Genomic DNA, 18,069 nt, shown 5'->3' on the forward strand with positions numbered 1-18,069 from the left:
TAGCTCACCTAAAATTGTAATTTTTACAGTAATTTGCTGTTTCGTTATAGGCTATTTATTTCCTAATGCGGTTGGTAATATCTTTAAATGGTTTTGGAAAATTTTCGTTAATTAAACTTTGTATATTTCTCTATTTAACTAAAATTAAAATCTCAATTCATCTCGTTGTAAAAATTTACTGTCTATTAAAAAAATATGAATTTCGCGATACTATTAAAAAAGGAATTTGTGAATAATAAATTATGTTTGGGTTGTTTCTGAAGTGCGTACTTGGTGCTGCTGTTGTCTTAATTATTGCAGTTTTATCTAAAAGCAAAGCATTCTATATTGCAGGTTTAGTTCCTTTATTCCCTACATTTGCACTTATTGCACATGTCATAGTTTCACAACAACAAGGGGCAGAAGCTCTACAGAAAACTGCACTTTTCGGTTTATGGTCACTTATTCCATACTTTATTTATTTGTTTATGGTCTATGTACTGGCAACTAAAATGTCGATGTGGTCGTGCTTAGGACTTGCGACTTTATGTTGGGTGATTGCTGCAGCAGGTTTAATTTATGGTTGGCAGTTGTATCATCAGTAAATTAAAGTTTTCTTTAAATAAAGATTTTCATTGAGATAGAATCTTTCTATTGAGCTTATGTAAGTGAGGAGCTCAATTGCTACTTTTATAACGGCAAAAGTAGCCAAAACCTTTTGTCATCCACTGAACTCGTCAAAAATAAACATCTTTTAGAATAGTCGCAGAAACGGAATTTTTAAAATACCTGTTTGCCTCGAACAGCAGTGGATGAGTTTGTCACGTATCAAAATGAAGTTTTAGCTTTGTATTAGCAATTAAGCCTCTAAACCGTTCCACTGTCTTTGATGATAAGCACCATCCCAGAACAGCCATTCAAGTTGTGCTGCACGTGTATAAGCCTGATGCATTTTTTCAAGCGTATCGGCATCAGCACGTTCAGCAACCGCATCTACAGTTTCAATGACTTTTTGCACCGCTTCGTGGAAATCATCGCTTGCATAAGTATCAATCCAAGCTTGGTACGGATTATTTTCTACCGATTTATTCACAATATCTTTACCCACTTCAGCATAAATCCAGAAACATGGTAATAGAGATGCTAAAACAACAGGGTAGCTTTCAGACCAAGCCGTTGCTTGTAAGAAAGAAGTGTAATGATGGCAAGCAAGCGTAAGAGGAGTCGATTCAAAATCTTGCGCAGAAATTTTAAATTGATCTAAAAAGTCATTATGCATTTCACGTTCAAAAACAATCGCAAGTTTTGCTGCTTCTGAAAACTGAATAATTTCTTCTGCGCTGAATGCCTTTGCAGCACATACTGCAAGTGAACGACCATACGCCACTAAATAATGCGCATCTTGAATCACATAATGGCAAAACGCATCTTTATTTAAAGTGCCTTGCGCAAGTTCTTGGTTAAAAGGATGCTGAAGTGTTTTTTGATATAAATATAAATTTTGTGACCAAACGTCTTGTGAAAAGCTCATTTCAAATCCTGTTTAGAGCATGTTGATATTGTTGAGCTTAATATAACAATTGTGTGCATGAATGGTGTTGAAGAAGTATTAATAATTACTCGGTTTCAAAAAATAATATGAACTTTTTGGATTAATTTAAAAAAACGTTCATAATTGAACCAAGTTAAATCAGACAACACTTAAACCTGCTTGATTATCTTCCAAGGTAAAATTACACAAAGACAGAAAACTGCAGATATCGGAATATCTAAAACTGAAAATAAAAGTAAATTTTGTGCTGTATAATTTTACCAAATTTTAATATTGAAATTATTTAAGGTCGTTCTGCCATGTTGAAACATTTTGGTTTCTCTATCTTTTTTACGATCGTGTGTTTAGCAATTTCTGCATATTGGGGTTATACCCATGGGCCAGAAGCGGGCATACGTACAATGCTTACAGCGTTAACGGTAACTACCATTTTAGCCATTATGGAAGTGTCTTTATCTTTCGATAATGCAGTTGTAAATGCTTCAGTTTTACGCCATTGGGATCATTTCTGGAAAATGCTGTTTTTAACAGTAGGTATTTTAGTTGCTGTTTTTGGTATGCGCTTAATTTTCCCTGTCGCTATTGTTGCTGTAACAGCAGATATGGGTTTTGTGGAAGTGGTGAAATTGGCACTGAACGATCCTAAAACCTATTCACAACGTTTAATGGATCATCATCCTGAAATTGCGGCATTTGGTGGATCATTCTTGTTATTAGTATTTTTAAACTTCTTCTTAGATGAAGGTAAAGATACGCATTGGTTTAAATGGGTTGAGCGCCGTTTAGCAAGCCTAGCAAATGTACCTGCAATGTCTGTGTTTATTGCCCTTATTGCTTTATTAATTATGGCTGCAAACGTAGATGAAGCGAAACGTTTGGTTGTAACAATGGCGGGTATTTGGGGTATTGTTGTTTATGTTGGTGTTCAAGTTTTAAGTCACTTATTGGGTGGTGAACCTGAAGTAGATGAAGACGGTAACAGTATAGATAAGCAAGGTAATATTGTTCCAGGTGGTGTGGTTAAAGCAGGTATTGGTGGTTTCCTTTACTTAGAAGTATTAGATGCATCGTTTAGTTTTGATGGTGTAATTGGTGCTTTTGCCATTACTTCAGACGTTGTTATCATTATGTTAGGTTTAGCAATTGGCGCAATGTTTGTACGTTCTATGACAATTTATTTAGTCGATAAAGGTACTTTAGATGCATACATTTACCTTGAGCATGGTGCGCATTATGCAATTGGTGCTTTAGCATTTATTATGATTGCGAGTGGTACAGGCTTACATGTTCCAGAAGTTTTAACAGGCTTAATTGGTGTGGCATTTATTGTTTGGGCTGTTATTGCATCTATTCAATATAATAAACGACAAATAACATGATCTATTTGTGATTAAGTTGTTGAGAAGCGTAACGTAAGTTACGCTTTTTTTTTTTTTAGATGGAGATGATCTTTAATTCAAATAAAATATATGCCGAGAATTGCACCAAATGTCCTATAATCTTCCACAGAAATTAACGAGTTTTAACGACCTATGATGAATGCCCTAGAACGTCGCTCAACCTTTGCTTTAAGTAGTATTTTTGCCTTACGCATGTTGGGTTTGTTCATGATCATCCCTGTATTTTCAGTGGCAGGTCAGGCTTATGAAGGGGCAACGCCTGCGCTGATTGGTTTAGCAGTAGGTGTATATGGTTTAACTCAAGCTATTTTACAAATTCCATTTAGTCTTATTGCAGACCGTTACAGTCGTAAACCACTTATTGTATTTGGACTTTTACTTTTTGCTTTAGGTGGTGCAATTGCTGCCATGTCCGACACTATTTATGGCGTGATTATTGGTCGTGCTATTGCAGGTGGTGGCGCAGTTTCTGCGGTGGTTATGGCATTACTGGCAGACGTTACTCGTGAAGAACAGCGTTCTAAAGCAATGGCAATGATGGGCATGAGTATTGGCTTATCTTTTGTTATTGCCTTTAGTTTAGGGCCTTGGTTAACCAGTTTAGTGGGAATTTCAGGTCTATTTTGGGTAACAACTATTATGGGGATGCTTGCCATTTCTATGTTATTGCTTGTACCAAAAGTCACGCGCCATCATAAAAACTTTCAACAAGGCTATTTTGTACAGTTGAAAGAAGTGCTGAAAATGAAAGATTTAAACAGACTTCATGTTTCTGTTTTTTCATTGCACTTACTACTTACAGCCATGTTTATTTATGTGCCTTTACAACTCATTAATTATGCAAAAATCCCACTTTCGAGCCACGGTTTAATCTATTTACCACTTCTCGTTTTAAGCTTGTTTTTTGCATTTCCAAGTATTATTTTGGCTGAAAAATATCGCAAAATGCGAGGCATTTTCCTCACAGCAATTGGTGGAATTATCTTAGGTTTAATCTTTATGATATTTGGATTTGAATCTAAATACATTCTGCTTTTAGGCTTAGGATTATTCTTTATTGCATTTAATGTGATGGAAGCTTTGTTGCCTTCTTGGTTATCTAAAGCTGCGCCAATTCAGTCTAAAGCAACGGCAATGGGTGTAAATGCGAGCGGTCAATTTTTAGGTGCATTTTGTGGTGGTATTTTGGGTGGTCAATTGATCATGCTTAACAACACGGCAATGGGATGGGGCATACTTACGGTAATCGCAATTATTTGGTTAATTATTAGTTTTGGTCTGTCTCAACCTCATTATTTATCATCATTGGTATTAAGATTGCCAGAGACAAAACAAACAGATGAATGGACTTCTCAATTATTGGCAATTCGTGGTATTGAAGAAGTCTTAGTGATGCCTGAACAGCAAGTTGCTTATGTAAAAGTTGATAAATTGCAGATAGATGATACTGCACGACAACATTTAACGCACTTGTTAGGTAAAGAGGTAGTCATTTAATGAGAACTCTTATAAAGTAAAACATAGAATCGAATAGGAAGATAACAGCAAATGCGCGGCGTAAATAAAGTAATCTTAGTTGGTACTTTGGGTAAAGACCCAGAAACAAAAACCTTTCAAAATGGTGGCTCACTTACTCAGTTTTCTATTGCAACAAGTGAATCTTGGACAGATAAAACATCTGGCGAACGTAAAGAACAAACTGAATGGCACCGTATTGTATTGCATAACCGTTTAGGTGAAATTGCTCAGCAATATTTGCGTAAAGGTTCTAAGGTTTATATTGAAGGTTCATTGCGTACACGCCAATGGACTGATCAAAGTGGTCAAGAACGTTACACGACTGAAATTCGTGGCGAACAAATGCAAATGTTAGATTCTGCGAATCGTCAGCAACAAAGTGGCGATCAAGATGGTTTTGCTCAGCCACGTTTTAACAATAATAACCAAGGTGGTGGTAATAACTACGGTAATCAAGGTGGTTATGGTGGTCAGCAAACTGGTGGATATAACAACCAACAGCAAGCACCTCAAGGTAACTATGGCAACAATGTAAATCAAGGTTTCCAAGCGCCTAAGCCACAACCTGCTAAACCAATGGCAACAGCACCTTCAGATTTAGATGATGATTTACCATTTTAGACTATACAATAACTAAATATTGTATTTAAGATAGAGTAAGAATCTGATTTAAATTGGGTTCTTATTTTTTTTTCAATCTAAAAAACTTGTATTTCTTAAAAATAACTTTATATAATATAGAATATTGTATTTATTGTTCTTGAGTATGTCTAACTTACGTCGTAAAAACTTCATAGCTGAAGGTGGTGAGAGATTCGCTGTTCTTTTGAATAGTGATGGTGTTCCTATGACTTATCCAAATTTATATACGATCATTCATTTAAGAAATTGAACCGTACCGGGTTTGTCGGAGAGTTTTTTATTTAAGTTAGGCCACCTGACCTAACGGGTTAATCTTATCATAGTACATTGCTTCAAAATCAAAAGGTGATACATAACCTAGTGCACTATGTACACGCTCTTTATTGAACCAATCTACCCAGTTTAGTGTCGCAAGTTGTACATCTGCTAAACCTTGCCAATCTGCTTTTAGATATTCAATCACCTCTGTTTTGTATAAGCCATTCACCGTTTCAGCCAAAGCATTATCGTATGAATCACCAGTCGTACCGACTGATGCTCGTAAATTTGCTGCTTCTAAACGATTGGTATAGCGAATGGAAAGATATTGCACACCTCTGTCGGAATGATGAATCACATTCTTTGGCATGCCTCGATCATGCAATGCTTGCTCCAATGCATCGAGCACCATATCTGTATTCATCCGTGTCGATACTTTCCATCCAACAATTGCTCGTGAGAACACATCAATAATAAATGCAGTATAAACCCAGCCTGAATTTGTTTGAATATACGTAAAGTCACTCACCCACAGTTGGTCAGGATGATCAGCAGTAAAATTACGTTTCACTAAATCATCTGCTCGTTTTTGGTCATCTCGGCTACGGGTGGTTTGTTTGTTCTTACCACGCCAAACACCTTGTATACCTAGCTTTTGCATTAATCGAGCAACAGTACAGCGCGCAATAATATAGCCTTCACGTTTCAGTTTTTGCCAGACTTTACGTACACCATACCGACCTGAACTTTCCTTCCAAATTTGTTTAATCTCCTCAGCATGATGCAAGTCATGTAAATCTCGCTTTGCTCGATGTTCTGGATTTTCACAGAGATCTAGAGTCCGGTAATAGGTTGAAGGTGCGATCGGTAAAATTCTACAAATCGCCTCGACTCCGTACAGCTCTTTATTATTATGGATAAAATCCACCATTATTTGTGTGGGCGGTCGAGCTCCGCCTGGGCGAAAAAAGCGGCTGCTTTACGTAGAATTTCATTGGCGCGTTGCAGTTCTTTATTTTCGCGTTCCAGTTGTTTGATACGTTCTTGGTCTGAAAGCTGCTGTACTTTAACTGGATTTTGTTTATCTAAATATTTTTGATACCAAACACGTAGTGTTTCAGGAGTACAACCCTTGCGCAGTATACTGCTCAGGGAGCAATAGCGGTGATCGCAGCCCAATTCGATGGATAATCTTTCTCGCATTCAATCAATAATTGAACCGCTCTTTCTCTGATTTCAGGGGTATATTTTACTTTTTTCATCGGGACATTCTCTCAGAAAGCTTGGTCTCCGACAAACCCGGTACGGTTCAGAACTTAAAGAGCTAGAAATTAATGGCATTATTAAAAAGGTCGAAGTCATTGAAAATGGTTTAAGCATTACAAAATATGGCTTAACGGAATCTGGTAAAAATTTAGAAGATGTTATTGTAATGATGGTGAAGTGGGGGAAAGAGCATCGTATATATATAGCCAAATCCTAAAAACTATAGAACAATAGAGATATGGGATATTCAAAAGATTTTAAAGACAAAGTCATAGAAATTATGATTCGAGATGAAATGTCTGTGCGAAAAGCAGCACAGCATTTTAACATCTGTATACAGACAATTCAGAACTGGAAAAAGTCCACTACAAACAAACCTATTCCTGGCCGTCCAGCTAAAATTAGCAGAGAGCAAATATTGAAGGATGTTGAACAATATCCTGATGATTATCAGTATGAGCGAGCTGAACGTTTAGGAGTAAGCACTCATGCGGTATTTAATGCGTTACATGCCGCAGGAATATCGCGTAAAAAAAGACGTTAAAGCATCCTAAAGCAGATCAAAATCAACGTCAGCAATTTCAAAATCTCATAGAGTGTTTAGAAGGGAAATTGCCTCTGATTTACATAGATGAAAGTGGTTTTCAAAGTGAAAGTACCAGAACTCATAGTTATAGCCTTCAAGGAACACGTGCTGAAGGTAAATTTAACTGGCAGTTGAAGAATTGCAGTAATGTGATCGGTGCAATCATTGAAAATAGATTGCTGACAGTTGGTGTGTTTAATTGTTCAGTGAACACAGAAGTATTTGAATGTTGGATTGAACAGGATTTATTACCTAAGTTGAAAGAAAGCAGTGTTTTGATTATGGACAATGCGACCTTTCACAAAGGGAAAAGACTTCAGGAGTTGGTACGTTGTGCGGGCCATTACATTGTGTGGCTTCCTAGATATAGTCCAGATTTAAATCCAATAGAAAATATGTGGTCGCGAGTCAAGGCGATTCGAAATAAGTTTAGAGTTAAAGATATTGATAAATTATTTAAAGATTACTGTAATGATTTATTTAGTATTTAGCTATAGCATGTCATCTTAAAATTTGGTTTAAGAATGAAAGTTTATCTTTTGATTTAAAAAAACGATTAAAATTATAAAAAAGTACTGTTTTACCAATGTTTGATATTTTCGTATTCTAGCTTCACAAGATAAGCACTTATATAAATTGAAGCTAGAGGAATATCTCATGAGTTTAATTAACACCCAAGTAAAACCATTTACAGCCACAGCTTATAAAAATGGTGAATTCATTGAAGTGTCTGATAAAGACATGATTGGAAAATGGTCTGTTGTATTTTTCTATCCTGCAGATTTCACATTTGTATGTCCAACAGAATTAGGCGATTTAGCTGATCATTATGCTGAATTCCAAAAAATGGGTGTTGAAGTTTATTCTGTTTCGACAGATACACATTTCACGCATAAAGCTTGGCATGATTCTTCTGAAGAAATCAAAAAAATTGAATATCCAATGGTAGGTGATCCAACTTGGGCACTTGCTAAAAACTTTGAAGTTCTTATTGAGCAAGATGGTCTAGCAGACCGTGGTACTTTCGTAATTGATCCAAACGGAACAATTCAAATTGTAGAAATTAATGCAGGTGGTATTGGTCGTGATGCATCTGAATTGCTTCGTAAACTAAAAGCAGCTCAATATGTTTATGCTCACCCAGGTGAAGTTTGCCCTGCTAAATGGAAAGAAGGCGATGCAACTTTAGCGCCGTCAATTGACCTAGTTGGTAAAATCTAAGTTTTAGATAAAAGAAAAGCCAGAACATTTGTTCTGGCTTTTTATATGAATTTTAAAATTATATTAAATAGCCTTTGCTCGATTCTGCATAACTTCTAATACCTTCAATTAAATGATCAATTAATTTTTCCATGACAAGACGCTGTCCTTTTCTTGAAGAATAGACAATTTGCACTGTTCCAATGTTAGAACACCATTCAGGTAATATATGGATTAATCGACCTTCTTGAATATCTTTTTCTACAGTTAAAAAAGGTAAATCAGCAATACCTAAACCATCTAAAGCCGAAAAATAAGCGCCAGATAAATCGTTACTTTTCACTCTTGGATCTAAGAGAATATCAATTTCTTCTTTATGCTTTTCATTGTATAAAGACCAACGATAATTGGTTTTTTGTGTACCTAAAACAATGCTTGGATAATTACAAAGCTCAGTCACATGCTCAATGATATGACCATTCAATAATTCAGGACTTGCGACTAAACAATGTGTAGTACGAATCACATCACGTACAATAATGCTTGAATCTTCATTATTTTCAAAATTGGTTCTAATCGCTAAATCAATATCATCATGCAAAATATCAACACGACGGCTAGTAAGTTCCATTTCTACTTTTACTTGTGGGTATTGCTTTAAAAATTGATTGAGTAGTGGACGAATTTGATGTTCCATCATGACAGATGGACAGCTTAATTTGACTAAGCCTTTAGGCTCTAAGGTTTGTTTGGTTAAAATATTTTGAGCAAAATTTGTTTGCGAAATAATTTTTTCACATGCTTCAAAGAATTCTTGTCCTAAGGGTGTAACTTTAAAATGTCGAGTTGATCTTTGAATAAGCGTGACATCAAATTTATTTTCTAAGTCTAAAATTCTACGGCTTAACTTAGATTTTGTAATATTCGTTGCTTCACTGGCTGCACTAAAACCACCATGTTTTACAACAAGGTAAAAGTAATAGTAATCATCAAATGAATGCATATTCGCTCCGTACAAAGTAGGATTTTGAAATTTGAATATTAATCATAAAGGATATTATTCAAATACGAATCTAAAAATAATAAAAGCGATCAAAAGATCGCTTTTATATGAAAACTAAAACTTATTTTTTAGTTGTGTTTTGAATGTAGCTGTTAATTAGGTTGCGATAGTCTGGAATGTGCTGGCTAAATAAAGCACCTAAACCATCAATATCGTTGCGCCAGTCGCGGTGTAATTCACCTGCTGCGCCAAACCAAGTCATTAATTGTGCGCCAGCACTGCTCATACGTTGCCAAGCAGCATCACGAGTTAAGTGGTTAAACGTGCCAGATGCATCAGTAATTACGAATACATCGAAGTCTTCTTCTAGTGCAGATAAAGTAGGGAATGCAACACAAACTTCAGTTACAACACCAGCAATAATAATTTGTTTTTTACCTGTTGCTTTAACAGCTTTAACAAAATCTTCGTTATCCCAAGCATTAATTTGTCCAGGACGTGCAATATAAGGTGCATCTGGGAACATTTCTTTTAATTCTGGAACTAAAGGACCGTTAGGACCTTCTTCAAAGCTCGTTGTTAAAATTGTTGGAAGGTTGAAATATTTTGCAGCAGCTGCAAGAGCTAATACGTTATTTTTAAATTTATCTGGATCGATATCACGAACTAAAGAAAGTAAACCTGTTTGATGATCTACTAATAATACTACTGCATTGTCTTTATCTAAACGAACATATGGCTTACCCATGATGGCATCCTTTAATTTTAATAGAAGTAAATTAGATGACTGAAAGTAAGATCAATCTCTAGTGAATATTCATATTAATAGGATAGTTTTTTTGATATAGCCTGTTTTTCAGGATTTATAATCTTAAAAATGAGATAAAATGACATTTAGTTGAAATATTAATTTATATAGTTATTAATTGTTCTAATTATGAGATGCTGTTTTCTGCCTGAGCCATTGGTTAAAGGCGCTATAAAACATAAAATAATCGCAAGTTAAGTTCGAGCGTAGGAGCTTGAAATGAAAAAAATTATAGGCGTTTATCGCAATGAAAATATGCATTGGGTGGGTGATGGTTTCCCAATGAAAGGTCTATTTTCTTATGATCGTTTAGGTCAGGCGATTAGCCCATTTTTACTTTTAGATTATGCTTCGCCTTACCCATTTGATCCATCTACTGCTCAACGTGGTGTAGGTTCACATCCTCATCGTGGTTTTGAAACAGTGACAATTGCTTACCAATGCGAAGTCACTCATAAAGACTCAGCTGGTGGTGGTGGAACCATTAAAACAGGTGATGTGCAATGGATGACAGCAGGTGCCGGTCTTGTGCATGAGGAATTTCATTCTCCTGAATTTGCAAAAAAAGGTGGATTGTTTCAAATGGCACAATTGTGGGTGAATTTACCTGCTAAAGACAAAATGACAGCACCACGTTATCAAGCAATTGAAGCCAAAGATATTCCAGTACTTCAATTCAAAGATAATGTAGGTCATTTACGTGTGATTGCAGGTGAGTTTGCGAAAACTCAAGGTCCAACATCTACTTTTAGTCCCATTAATGTATGGGATGGTGAATTAACTGTAGGTCACAAAGAGATGATTCAAGTTCCTGTTGGTCATACTGTTTTGTTTGTAGTGCTGGAAGGTGAAATGCTATTAAACGACACACAAAAAGTGTTGGATAGTTCTATTGTTATTTTTAACAAAGATAGCGATACAGATATTCAACTTGAAGCGACCAGCACTGCTAAGTTCTTAGTTCTTACAGGTGAGCCATTAAATGAGCCTATTCAAGGTTATGGTCCATTTGTAATGAATACGAAAGAAGAAATTATTAAAGCATTTGATGATTTTAATAATGGGAAATTTGGAGAAATCCCTGTAATGCATTAATTTAAATAGTGAATTGTATTTTTCTAAATGGCTTTGTTGCATAAAGATTTCAGAGATAAAATTATCCCAAGTATTCCAAATTTAAGAGACAACTTGGGTATGAGGACGACCTAATTCTGTGAATTTATTCAAAACTGCTACGCGTGCGTGGATCTCATTTACCTGACTCGGAAAGCTCCTTGCTGTTAATTTATCGCCTAATAATTTGATGCAATGCATCTTGGTTTCAACCAAACTTCGACGGTGATAACCAGACCACTTTTTCCAAAGCGATCTGCCTAGCCGTTTGACTGTCTTTAATAATTCGTTCCGCTCTATAGACCTCGCTTGCTGATCCTTCCAAGGCTTTGCATTCTTTCTAGGTGGAATGATCGCATGTGCATCTCGATCTAAAATGACTTGTCGGCAGTGCTTTGTATCATAAGCACCATCTGTATAAACAGAATCCATTTGTTCATCTAAGGGAATTTGAGCAAGTAAATCTTCGAGTACTTGTGAGTCGCTGACATTATTTGTAGTGAGCTGTACAGCACGTATTTGAAGGGTTTCAGCATCTATAGCAATATGAAGCTTACGCCATTGGCGACGATATTCAGCCCCATGTTTTTTGCGTTTCCACTCACCTTCACCCATAAACTTTAGACCTGTTGAGTCTACGAGTAGATGCAAGCCATCACTGCTTTTTTGATAGCTAATCACAATATCAATATGTTTTTGTCTTCTGCACAGCGTAGTGTAATCCGGAGCTGTCCAATCTAATCCAGAAAGTTTAATTAGGCTTTGCACAAAACCTGTGACCATGCGTAAAGAGAGTCGGAATAGTGATTTGATCATTAAGCAACATTGAATCGCTGTATCAGAGTAGGTTTGATTTCGACCTTGCTTACCTTGTGATTGTGCATACCACTGAGTCTTTGGATCAAACCAAATGGAAATATTACCTCGGTTAATTAAAGCTCGATTATAGGACGACCAATTGGTTGTACGATAGATTTTAGAGGCAGGCTTATTCATTTTGAAATTATATGGCTGAATAAGTCTTCCATGCTAGGTTTATGCAACAAAGCCGATACGCACAATAAATTAATAATCTGGTAGTTTTTACTAACCGCTTTTTTAAATCTTTAGTTCATAATCTTGATGAGTTAGACAATAAAGACGGATTATATTTTGGATATTGCAGTCATTGGTAGTGGCATGGCGGGTCTCGCTACAGCAAAAATTCTTAAAGATGCAGGGCACAATATAACAATATTTGAAGCTCTATCTGGACGTGGCATGGACAGCCATAGCATGGAGTTTGAAGGTGGTTTAATTGACGCGCCATTGCGCGTAATGAACCCTCATCTTTGGAAGAATACTTTAAGTTTAGCCACTCATCTTGGTATTAGTACATATCCTGTTCGTACTTATATGGCGTGCAGTTGGTTGTTTGAAGATAAAACAGAAACATGGTTAACGACATCTCGTAGTCGTATTGGCAACTTTCCAATTATTAACAACCGCAAAGGTTTGCAACAATATGGCTGGCGTTTAGTTAAAGGTATGTTGCAACTTAAAACTGCAATCGCAAAATTTTTTAAATCTAAAAACCAAGATATTACGCTTGCCGAATTTATTAATAATAACGACATTGAAGAAGTATTTTGGCATGGTGCTGTAATGCCTGTGCTTTATACTATTTGTACTTGCGATCCAAAAACAATTGGCGAATGGCCTGCAAAACCATTGTTGGTATTTTTACGTCAATTAACAGATGGCGATGCATTGCTTCGCTTGCAAGGTGGAACGCCTGCATTTGTAGATAAGCTTGTTCAAGGCATAAATGTAAAAAGTGGTTCGCCAATTAATTGCGTAAAAGAATTAGATGGCAAAGTACTTGTTCAAAATGAAGCTGGTGAAAGTTATCAATTTGATAAAGTTGTTGTTGCAACACCAACTACTAAAATTGAATCTTTCTTAGATGCTGAACAGTTTGCAGATGATATTGCGCTGTTAAAGAAATTTAGATTTGAAGATGGTGAATTGGTTATTCATACAGATCAATCTGCAATGCCACCTAAACGTAAAGATTGGGCTGTATTAAGCTACATGATGGATCGTAAATTTACCCGTCAACAATTTACAGTTTGGTTGAACTCAATTGAGCCATCACTTGTAGGTAAATCACCAATTTTTCAAACATGGCGTCCAGTTGTAGATATCGATCCTAAGAAAGTAATTTCTTCTGTGAAATTAACACGTGCTGTTGTAGATTCAGACACGATCGCATTGAATAAAGAACTGCAAGAACGCCATAAAGCAGCAGATCGTAAAGTTTATTTCTGTGGCTCTTGGTCTTGTGATGGTTTACCAATTTTAGAATCTGCGGTGACTTCAGCAATGAAAATTGCAGAAAACTTTGGCGCACCATTGCCGTTTGTAGGATTAAAACCTAAAGTTGAGGTCGCACCGCAACTTGGTTATTAAGAATGAAATGGCTTCAAGCAATTCGTAATAATGTTCCAAAACATAAATATGCAATTAATGCGCATATATTGGGAGATCATAACGAACTTGCTTGGAGCAATTTGGGATATTGGGAAGATGCAACATCTTCCTATCCTGAAGCTTGTCAGGCTTTAGCAGATCAGCTTGCACAATCATTAGAATTATCATCAGAACATCATTTATTAGATCTTGCTTGCGGGCAGGGTGCTAGTCTTTTGCATTGGCAGAATAATTATCACATTCATAAAATATCTGCTGTAGAGCTTCAAAAAGAATGCGTGCAGAACATTCAAGCAAAATTATTCCCACCTGTAGATATTCATTGCGAATCATTTTTGAATTTAAAAACAATTTCATTTCAGCAAAAATTTAATGTTGTTATCTGTATTGATGCGGCATATCACTGTAATTTGAATTCATTTCTAAAATCGGTAAATTCAGTTTTAAATTCAAATGGAAAATTAGGTTTTCATTACTTAATGTTGTCTGATGAATGGCAAAGTTTGAATTCATTACAAAAGCAAAAATACAAATGGTTGCTTAAAGCAGCGGATGTAAATTTAGAGCATTTAATGATGCAGAAAGAAATGAAGCAGACGATAGAAAAAAATGAATTTAAACATGTTCAAATTCTAGATTTATCTAAACAGGTGTTTGCTGGTTTTGCGAATTATGTAAAAGATGTTTTGAATTTAAATACACAAACGAACAAATTAGATAGTTTTAAAATTGAAATGACAGCAAAGCTATGTTCGAAATTATATGAAGATGGTTTGGTGAAATACGTACAAGTAACAGCTAAAAATAATAATTAGAAGAAAAATGCATGCTGTAAAAACATCAAAGCCTCACTAAAAAGCGAGGCTAAGATATGGTGCCGGCACACGGATTCGAACTGTGGACCTACTGATTACAAGTCAGTTGCTCTACCAACTGAGCTATGCCGGCGTTGTGGAATGCATTCTACAGAAAGTTTGATTGAATGCAAGCCAAAAATTGAGCACTTAATTCTATTTTGAATATTTTTATTAAAATTATTAAAAAAAACTGTTTCGAAATAAGTAAATCGCTTACTTCATATGAACTAAGCGATTTACATACAAATTTAAAATAACAGATTTAGCGTTGGCTATTTACTACGTAATATTCGGTCTAGGTCTTGGGCGCATTCTTCTAAAGTAAATGCGGTGTCTAGTTGAAGTTGGGGTTTTAATTCCATTGCAAGTTTTCTCCATTCATCTATAAGACGTATCGCTTTTTGAATTTTATGTTTATTGATGTCTTTGGCAACGGTAGGGGTATAGCCTCCTCGTTTAGCGTTTTTAATTTGTTTGACATAATTTGTGCTGTTATTCATGTTTACTCCCCGAATAGCAGTTTCTATATGTTGTGTTTCCTGAAATAACGCTTTATATAAATGTGAGGGTTGATGTTGAATCATCAAAAACAGGTATTTTAAATATGTTTTAAACTACTTATATTTTTGTGATATTTCTTTTTTAGCATAGAGTTAGGTTGTTGTCTTTATCGTTTATAAAAGCAATTTGTAATAAAAAGTGTCATAAAATAAGCAATAAAAATGCTGCTCTTGCTATTTATAAAACTAAAATATATAGAAAACGCTGTTATTAATTTTTGTTCTCAACACTGAACTAATGCCTATAGTTTATTTTTAGAAATAAAAAAGACCTAGATTTTTATATCTAAGTCTTTGATAATTATGGCGGTGAGAGAGGGATTCGAACCCTCGATACGCGCAAACGTATACACACTTTCCAGGCGTGCTCCTTAAGCCACTCGGACACCTCACCGTATAGGCGATGGATGATAACTAAAAAAAAATGCTATGCCAAGCTGAAACAATTGATTTAAAGAAAAACTTTCACTGTGGTGATATGATTCGCCAAAATACTGTCTAAAATGAAGACAAAATATGCAAAATACTGCAAAAAAAGTGGCGTTGCCTGTTATTACCTTAGCAGCACTTGGTGTTGTATTTGGTGATATTGGTACAAGTCCGCTTTATGCGCTCCGCCAATGCTTCTTAACGGCTCACTTAGCAATTACAAATGCTACGGTGCTCGGTATTCTCTCCCTCATATTTTGGTGCATGATGCTTAGCATCAGCTTCAAGTACGTCACTATTATTATGCGTGCAGACAACAACGGTGAAGGCGGGATTATGTCTTTACTTGCGTTGAATTTACGAACCAATCGAATTGCGGAAAAAAAGAAAATCTACTTAATTGCACTTGGTTTTATTGGTGCATCACTGTTCTTTGGTGACGGTATTATTACGCCTGCAATTTCAGTTTTATCTGCTATTGAAGGGATTAGTATTGCTACGCCAATGCTGAATCATTGGTTGGAACCACTCTCGATTGGTATTTTGGCAGGACTATTCTTAGTTCAACGTCATGGTACTGCAACAATGGGTAAGTTTTTTGGTCCACTTACCTTACTGTGGTTTTTATCTATTGGTGCATTAGGTGTGTGGAGTATTAGCCAAACCCCATTTGTACTGTCAATGATTAGTCCGCATTGGGCATTTAACTTTGTTGTAGAACAGCCTTATGTTGCATTTTTAACAATGGGTGCTGTTATTTTAACAATGACAGGTGGTGAAGCCATTTATGCAGATATGGGGCATTTTGGCAGATTACCTATCCGATTAGCTTGGTTTATTGTGGTTTTACCTTGTTTGTTATTGAACTATGCAGGGCAAGGCGCATTATTACTACGTAATCCAGATGCGATTGCGAACCCGTTTTACATGCTTGTTCCAGAATGGGCACTTTTCCCAATGATTGGACTTGCGACAGCAGCGGCAGTGATTGCCTCTCAAGCGGTGATTACAGGTGTGTTCTCTATGGTGAATCAGGCGATTCAACTTCGCTATTTACCTCGTTTAACCGTGCGCCATACTTCTGACGTAGAACAAGGACAAATTTACATCCCATTTATTAACTGGGTTCTGTTTATTTCTGTCGTTATTTTAATTTTACTCTTTAAAAATAGCGCAAATCTTGCAAGTGCTTATGGTGTAGCTGTAACCATGACAATGCTTTGCGGTACGATTTTAATTACCGTATTGGCTTATGGGGTATGGCGCTGGCCACTTTGGAAAATCATATTATTTGCAACGCCTTTCCTAATTTTAGATTTTATTTTTGTTGCATCAACATCGCTCAAAATTATATCTGGTGGATGGGTGCCAATTATGATTGGTGCGGTGTTATTTACAATTTTAATGACATGGAAAGATGGACGAGAACTCGTATTCAATCGTTTACAACGAGACTCAATTCCAATCGATTTATTTATTAAAAGCGTAAACTCTGGTTCTGAAACTAAGTTTGTACCGGGTGATGCTATCTTCTTAACAGGAACACCAAATATTGTTCCACATGCGATGTTGCATAACATTAAGCACAATAAAGTGCTGCATGAGCGAAATATTATTGTTACGGTTATTACAAAAGATATTCCGTATGTTGGGCAAGAAGATCGTGTTGCTGTAGAAAAGCTTGATGATCGTTTTTATAGAATAACCATTTATTATGGTTTTAAAGACAAGCCAAGTATTACCCCTGCATTAAAACAGGCGTATGACGAACTTGATTTTGAGTTTGATTTAATGCAAGTCAGCTTCTTTATTTCAAGAGAGCGTATTATTCATACAGTGGGTGATGGTATGGCACCGTGGCGTGAAAAATTATTTATTTCATTGCAACGGAATACAAGCCCAGTGAGTGATTTCTATCAAATTCCAACAAACCGTGTCGTAGAACTTGGAAGTCAGATTGAAATTTAAGTAGATATGGTTTCATTTACTTAATTTTAAGCATAAAAAAACCAGAATTTATTCTGGTTTTTTTATGCTTAAAAGCTTGGCAAATATTATTGCGCAGGAACTTCAGATACAGGCGCTTCTTCAGTCGCTACGACTTCAGATGTAGCAGTTTCGTCAGCAATAGCATCAGATGTAGCTACTTCAGATGCAGGAGCTTCAGTTGCTTGAGCAGAGTCACCTAAAATTTTGATTTTGCCGCTAGCTGCTAATTCTTGTAATGAACCTGGTTGGCCATTTACAGTTGTCGTAATTTTCGCTTGAGATAAGCTTTCTAATGTTTCACCAGGTTGAACAGCAGGTTCAGCAAAAGCCGCAACACTGATAATGCCAGCGATAAGACCTAGACCTAAAATTTTAGAACCTGTAACTTTAGAAGAACGCATAAAATACTCCAAAAAATAATGATTGTGCTTATTCGT

General features: G+C 36.0%; 18 protein-coding genes, 2 tRNA genes, 1 pseudogene and 1 other annotated feature. Of the genes and pseudogenes, 12 read left to right on the forward strand and 9 right to left on the reverse strand.

Annotated features, from left to right (window positions below; translation table 11 throughout):
- Positions 1-242 precede the first annotated feature (242 nt).
- Positions 243-584: a GlpM family protein gene (locus tag MZO21_RS00810; protein WP_154772602.1), complete on the forward strand. Its 342-nt coding sequence runs from the start codon at positions 243-245 to the stop codon at positions 582-584.
- Positions 585-838: 254 nt separating this feature from the next.
- Here the strand turns inward: MZO21_RS00810 and tenA are convergent, their stop codons facing one another.
- Positions 839-1,510, reverse strand: a complete 672-nt coding sequence (gene tenA / locus MZO21_RS00815) for a thiaminase II (RefSeq protein WP_154772601.1) — start codon at positions 1,508-1,510, stop codon at positions 839-841.
- 320 nt (positions 1,511-1,830) lie between these two features.
- On the opposite strand from tenA, the gene MZO21_RS00820 reads away from it, so the two are divergent.
- The 3 genes from MZO21_RS00820 to ssb all read left to right on the forward strand — a co-directional run bounded on the left by MZO21_RS00820 (position 1,831) and on the right by ssb (position 5,070).
- Positions 1,831-2,910 (forward strand): DUF475 domain-containing protein, encoded by a 1,080-nt coding sequence (locus MZO21_RS00820; RefSeq protein ID WP_154772600.1) that lies wholly within the window; start codon positions 1,831-1,833, stop codon positions 2,908-2,910.
- 153 nt (positions 2,911-3,063) lie between these two features.
- A complete protein-coding gene (locus MZO21_RS00825) occupies positions 3,064-4,428 on the forward strand; it encodes an MFS transporter (RefSeq protein ID WP_154772599.1) in 1,365 nt (454 codons plus the stop codon).
- 51 nt (positions 4,429-4,479) lie between these two features.
- A complete protein-coding gene (gene ssb / locus MZO21_RS00830) occupies positions 4,480-5,070 on the forward strand; it encodes a single-stranded DNA-binding protein (protein WP_154772598.1) in 591 nt (196 codons plus the stop codon).
- 307 nt (positions 5,071-5,377) lie between these two features.
- Here the strand turns inward: ssb and MZO21_RS00835 are convergent.
- Positions 5,378-6,611: pseudogene (locus MZO21_RS00835) on the reverse strand (IS3 family transposase).
- Positions 6,206-6,322, reverse strand: a sequence feature (AL1L pseudoknot). It overlaps the preceding pseudogene by 117 nt.
- On the opposite strand from MZO21_RS00835, the gene MZO21_RS15165 reads away from it, so the two are divergent.
- From MZO21_RS15165 to ahpC, 4 genes are all read left to right on the forward strand, one after another.
- On the forward strand, positions 6,596-6,832 hold the full coding sequence (locus MZO21_RS15165; RefSeq protein WP_432613357.1) for a winged helix-turn-helix transcriptional regulator: 237 nt from the start codon (positions 6,596-6,598) through the stop codon (positions 6,830-6,832). The pseudogene MZO21_RS00835 and the gene MZO21_RS15165 overlap by 16 nt on opposite strands.
- 21 nt (positions 6,833-6,853) lie before the next feature.
- Positions 6,854-7,159: an IS630 transposase-related protein gene (locus tag MZO21_RS00840; protein ID WP_087547287.1), complete on the forward strand. Its 306-nt coding sequence runs from the start codon at positions 6,854-6,856 to the stop codon at positions 7,157-7,159.
- 47 nt (positions 7,160-7,206) lie between these two features.
- Positions 7,207-7,692, forward strand: a complete 486-nt coding sequence (locus tag MZO21_RS00845; RefSeq protein WP_227557093.1) for a transposase — start codon at positions 7,207-7,209, stop codon at positions 7,690-7,692.
- 166 nt (positions 7,693-7,858) lie between these two features.
- Entirely contained in the window at positions 7,859-8,422 is a 564-nt protein-coding gene (gene ahpC, locus MZO21_RS00850) for an alkyl hydroperoxide reductase subunit C (protein ID WP_248103938.1), read from the forward strand.
- A gap of 58 nt (positions 8,423-8,480) precedes the next feature.
- On the opposite strand, the gene MZO21_RS00855 is transcribed toward ahpC, so the two are convergent.
- Complete coding sequence (locus tag MZO21_RS00855) at positions 8,481-9,404, reverse strand: LysR substrate-binding domain-containing protein (protein ID WP_248103940.1); 924 nt, start codon at positions 9,402-9,404, stop codon at positions 8,481-8,483.
- Between the two features lie 121 nt (positions 9,405-9,525).
- Positions 9,526-10,152 carry an isochorismate family cysteine hydrolase YcaC gene (gene ycaC / locus MZO21_RS00860; protein ID WP_248103942.1) on the reverse strand — a complete coding sequence of 209 codons (627 nt, stop codon included), beginning with the start codon at positions 10,150-10,152 and terminating at the stop codon, positions 9,526-9,528.
- A gap of 279 nt (positions 10,153-10,431) precedes the next feature.
- Between ycaC and MZO21_RS00865 the strand changes: the two genes are divergently transcribed.
- Positions 10,432-11,307 carry a pirin family protein gene (locus MZO21_RS00865; protein WP_248103944.1) on the forward strand — a complete coding sequence of 292 codons (876 nt, stop codon included), beginning with the start codon at positions 10,432-10,434 and terminating at the stop codon, positions 11,305-11,307.
- A gap of 81 nt (positions 11,308-11,388) precedes the next feature.
- Here MZO21_RS00865 and MZO21_RS00870 read toward each other — a convergent pair whose 3' ends face one another.
- A complete protein-coding gene (locus MZO21_RS00870; protein ID WP_248103946.1) occupies positions 11,389-12,321 on the reverse strand; it encodes an IS5 family transposase in 933 nt (310 codons plus the stop codon).
- Positions 12,322-12,477: 156 nt separating this feature from the next.
- Between MZO21_RS00870 and MZO21_RS00875 the strand changes: the two genes are divergently transcribed.
- The gene (locus tag MZO21_RS00875) at positions 12,478-13,776 is read left to right on the forward strand and encodes an FAD-dependent oxidoreductase (protein WP_154773772.1); all 1,299 of its coding nucleotides are present in this window, start codon (positions 12,478-12,480) and stop codon (positions 13,774-13,776) included.
- A gap of 2 nt (positions 13,777-13,778) precedes the next feature.
- Positions 13,779-14,612 (forward strand): SAM-dependent methyltransferase, encoded by an 834-nt coding sequence (locus MZO21_RS00880; RefSeq protein WP_154773771.1) that lies wholly within the window; start codon positions 13,779-13,781, stop codon positions 14,610-14,612.
- Positions 14,613-14,669: 57 nt separating this feature from the next.
- On the opposite strand, the gene MZO21_RS00885 is transcribed toward MZO21_RS00880, so the two are convergent.
- From MZO21_RS00885 to MZO21_RS00895, 3 genes are all read right to left on the reverse strand, one after another.
- Positions 14,670-14,745 (reverse strand) — tRNA-Thr (locus MZO21_RS00885).
- A gap of 181 nt (positions 14,746-14,926) precedes the next feature.
- Positions 14,927-15,154, reverse strand: coding sequence for a hypothetical protein (locus MZO21_RS00890; protein ID WP_154773770.1), 228 nt, complete (start codon positions 15,152-15,154; stop codon positions 14,927-14,929).
- Between the two features lie 364 nt (positions 15,155-15,518).
- Positions 15,519-15,608 (reverse strand) — tRNA-Ser (locus tag MZO21_RS00895).
- Positions 15,609-15,730: 122 nt separating this feature from the next.
- Between MZO21_RS00895 and MZO21_RS00900 the strand changes: the two genes are divergently transcribed.
- Complete coding sequence (locus MZO21_RS00900; RefSeq protein WP_154773769.1) at positions 15,731-17,611, forward strand: potassium transporter Kup; 1,881 nt, start codon at positions 15,731-15,733, stop codon at positions 17,609-17,611.
- 86 nt (positions 17,612-17,697) lie between these two features.
- Here MZO21_RS00900 and MZO21_RS00905 read toward each other — a convergent pair whose 3' ends face one another.
- Complete coding sequence (locus tag MZO21_RS00905) at positions 17,698-18,033, reverse strand: hypothetical protein (RefSeq protein WP_228273486.1); 336 nt, start codon at positions 18,031-18,033, stop codon at positions 17,698-17,700.
- Positions 18,034-18,069: the final 36 nt, after the last annotated feature.

This window comes from Acinetobacter portensis (assembly GCF_023158935.1).
Taxonomy (GTDB): domain Bacteria; phylum Pseudomonadota; class Gammaproteobacteria; order Pseudomonadales; family Moraxellaceae; genus Acinetobacter; species Acinetobacter faecalis.

Bases quoted from the DNA above. Each gene is read 5' to 3' on its own strand.
- MZO21_RS00810 (WP_154772602.1), top strand. From the start codon at position 243: ATGTTTGGGTTGTTTCTGAAGTGCGTACTTGGTGCTGCTGTTGTCTTA.
- tenA (WP_154772601.1), bottom strand. From the start codon at position 1,510: ATGAGCTTTTCACAAGACGTTTGGTCACAAAATTTATATTTATATCAA.
- MZO21_RS00820 (WP_154772600.1), top strand. From the start codon at position 1,831: ATGTTGAAACATTTTGGTTTCTCTATCTTTTTTACGATCGTGTGTTTA.
- MZO21_RS00825 (WP_154772599.1), top strand. From the start codon at position 3,064: ATGATGAATGCCCTAGAACGTCGCTCAACCTTTGCTTTAAGTAGTATT.
- ssb (WP_154772598.1), top strand. From the start codon at position 4,480: ATGCGCGGCGTAAATAAAGTAATCTTAGTTGGTACTTTGGGTAAAGAC.
- MZO21_RS00840 (WP_087547287.1), top strand. From the start codon at position 6,854: ATGGGATATTCAAAAGATTTTAAAGACAAAGTCATAGAAATTATGATT.
- ahpC (WP_248103938.1), top strand. From the start codon at position 7,859: ATGAGTTTAATTAACACCCAAGTAAAACCATTTACAGCCACAGCTTAT.
- MZO21_RS00855 (WP_248103940.1), bottom strand. From the start codon at position 9,404: ATGCATTCATTTGATGATTACTATTACTTTTACCTTGTTGTAAAACAT.
- ycaC (WP_248103942.1), bottom strand. From the start codon at position 10,152: ATGGGTAAGCCATATGTTCGTTTAGATAAAGACAATGCAGTAGTATTA.
- MZO21_RS00865 (WP_248103944.1), top strand. From the start codon at position 10,432: ATGAAAAAAATTATAGGCGTTTATCGCAATGAAAATATGCATTGGGTG.
- MZO21_RS00870 (WP_248103946.1), bottom strand. From the start codon at position 12,321: ATGAATAAGCCTGCCTCTAAAATCTATCGTACAACCAATTGGTCGTCC.
- MZO21_RS00880 (WP_154773771.1), top strand. From the start codon at position 13,779: ATGAAATGGCTTCAAGCAATTCGTAATAATGTTCCAAAACATAAATAT.
- MZO21_RS00890 (WP_154773770.1), bottom strand. From the start codon at position 15,154: ATGAATAACAGCACAAATTATGTCAAACAAATTAAAAACGCTAAACGA.
- MZO21_RS00900 (WP_154773769.1), top strand. From the start codon at position 15,731: ATGCAAAATACTGCAAAAAAAGTGGCGTTGCCTGTTATTACCTTAGCA.
- MZO21_RS00905 (WP_228273486.1), bottom strand. From the start codon at position 18,033: ATGCGTTCTTCTAAAGTTACAGGTTCTAAAATTTTAGGTCTAGGTCTT.